Raw genomic sequence first — 2,621 nt, forward strand, 5'->3', positions numbered from 1 at the left:
CGTCAGAGGTTCTTCACGATCCGCAGGTTGCGGATCTGGAAATGGATGGTTCCCTTCTGGTCGTCCCACGCCGGCAGCATCTCCAGCGGCGACGTGATCTTCGAAGCATCGAACCCGTTCGCCACGTAGTCCGGCGAGCTGAACGGGATCTTCACCGTCTGCCAGGTGTTGAGCGCCGGGTGACCCACCTTGTCCTTCAGGTCGCCGGTGCGGCAGGTCTCGCTCTTGCGGTCGCAGACCATCTTGGTCCAGAAGTCCTGCGTGCTGTTGCCGTAGTCGAGCACCCGGATCTCGAACTGCACGCCACCCGTCGCCGCGATCGCCGACGCATCGATCAGCGTGTTGTCCGGCACCGACATGAAGATGCCGCCGTTGCCCGCCCCATCGGTCACGCCGTTGAACACCACGTCGATCAGCTTGTCGGTGCCGTCGACCAGGTCGTTCGTCAGCGTCACGCTGCCCGTGCCGTACGACCACGACCCCGCCGGCGCCAGCGCCGCCGCATCGCTGATGCCGTTGACGTACAGGTCCTTGTCGTCGCTGACCGCGATCACGTTGACCGCCGGCCCGCCCGCGCACGGCACGTTGCCGGTGTTCTTCGGGTCCCAGCGGATATTGGCCACCGACACCTCGAACTGCCCGCCGCTGCTGTACAGCAGGAACGGCGTGTTCACCGCGGTGAAGTCGGTGCCCTGGTCGGCAAAGCACTGCAGCGGGATCGCCAGCTCCGTCCAGGTGTTCACCGGCAGCGCGCCGAAGGTGTTGGTCGCGTCGATCTCGCCCATGCACGGGTAGCCGCAGTCGACCCGCATCTTCACCGCCGCGCTCGGCGCCACGCTGACGCGTGCATCGAACACCAGCGAGCCCTTCGAGTTCAGGTACGACTGCAGGTCCTGCTTGTCGGCGTCGTTGGTGCTCTGCATGTAAAGCTGGCCGGCCGCGCCATTCCACTTCGCCTTGACAGCCGCCCACTGCTTGCCGTCCTTGTCGTCGACCGGCACCGCACTGATCTCGCCCTGCGGCGTCGACGTAGTCGTCGCCGACGACAACCCCACCAGCACGCTCCAGCTCGACGGTGCGCCGATGCGCAGCGAGAAGCCGCTCTGGTTCGCGCCGTCGAACACCGCCAGCGTCTGGTCGGTGGTGCCGCCGCCGCCCGCCGGCACGCCGCAGCCCTGCGCCACGGTGGCCTCGTCGAGCGCCACCTGGTCGGCCCCCGGTGCGGCATAGCTCAGGCCGTAGCCGAAGGCATACAGCGGGTCGTAGCCGGCATCGCCAYGGTTCAGCGCGACCTGGCAGGCCGCCTTCGGCCACGAGTACGACAGTTTGCCGCTGAAGTCGGCATTGACGGCCCCGTCGTCCTTCTTGAACAGCACGTCGGTCAGGCCGTCACCCTCGGTGCCCGGCAGCCACGCGGCGACGAACGCATCCGAGCGGTTCAGCTCGCGGTTCACGTACAGCGGGCGGCCCGAGTACAGCACCGTGATGATCTTCTTGACGCCCTTGGCCTTCAGCGCATCGATCAGCGCGACGTCTTCCGGGTGCAGCTTCGCGTGCTCCAGCGTCTTGGTCTTGCCGATGTCGCCGACGCCTTCGGCATACGGCGTCTCGCCGATCACGACGATCGCCGCGTCGTAGTCGGCGCTGCCCAGCGCACCGGTGGTGCTGGTGTCGATCACCGCGTTCGGCGCAATCTTCTGGATCGCCGCCCACAGCGTGGTGCCGCCGCCGAAGTCGGCATTGACGTTGTCGGTGCCCTGCCAGGTGAGCGACCAGCCGCCGCTCTGGTTCGACAGGCTGTCGGCGCTCTTGCCGGCCACCAGCACCTTGGCGCTGCGCGCCAGCGGCAGCGTGGCGCCGTTGTTCTTCAGCAGCACCAGCGATTTGCGCACCGCCTCGCGCGCCACCGCGCGGTTCTCGGCGGTGCCGACCTCGCTGCTCGCATTGCGCGCCGACGGCTTCGGCTTGTCGAACAGGCCGGCGCGCAGCTTGACGCGCAGGATGCGGCGCACCGCATCGTCGATGCGCGCCTGCGGGATCTCGCCGCTCTTCACGCTCGCGATGGTGTTGGCGATGAAGGCCTTCCAGTCGTCGACGTACGGCACCATCACCATGTCGATGCCGGCGTTGATGGCCTGCGGGCAATCGGCGTTGGTGCAGGCGCGCGTCGAATCGCTGTTGGTCGCGTTGACCTGGCCGAGGCCGTTCCAGTCCGAAACGACGAAGCCGTCGAAGCCCATCTTGGTCTTCAGCACGTCGGTCAGCAGGTACTTGTGGCCGTGCATCTTGTCGGCGCGCGCGGTGTCGCCCTTCGAGGCGTCCTTCCAGCTGCTGAACGAGGCCATCACCGATTGCGCACCCGCCTGCAGCGCGGTGTAGTAGCCGCGGCCGTGGATGTTGATCAGGTCGGCCTCGGTGACCGCGGTGATGCCCTGGTCCTTGCCGTCGGTGGTGCCGCCGTCGCCCAGGAAGTGCTTGGCCGTGGCGACCACCTTCTCGTTGGCCTTCGCGTCCTTCGCGAGCGTGCCCTGCAGGCCCTGGATCACCGCGCCGCCGTACGACTGCACGACCAGCGGATCCTCCGAATAGCCTTCGTAGGTGCGACCCCAGCGGTCGTCGCG

General features: G+C 67.5%; 1 protein-coding gene. It reads right to left on the minus strand.

Annotation, left to right across the window (positions count from 1 at the left end):
* Positions 1-2: 2 nt before the first annotated feature.
* Positions 3-2,621, minus strand: a 2,619-nt coding sequence (locus AC1D01_RS29345; protein ID WP_477872702.1) for a glycoside hydrolase family 3 N-terminal domain-containing protein, incomplete at its 5' end; no start/stop codon positions are given.

This window comes from Rhizobacter sp. P3_B12, assembly GCF_056402895.1.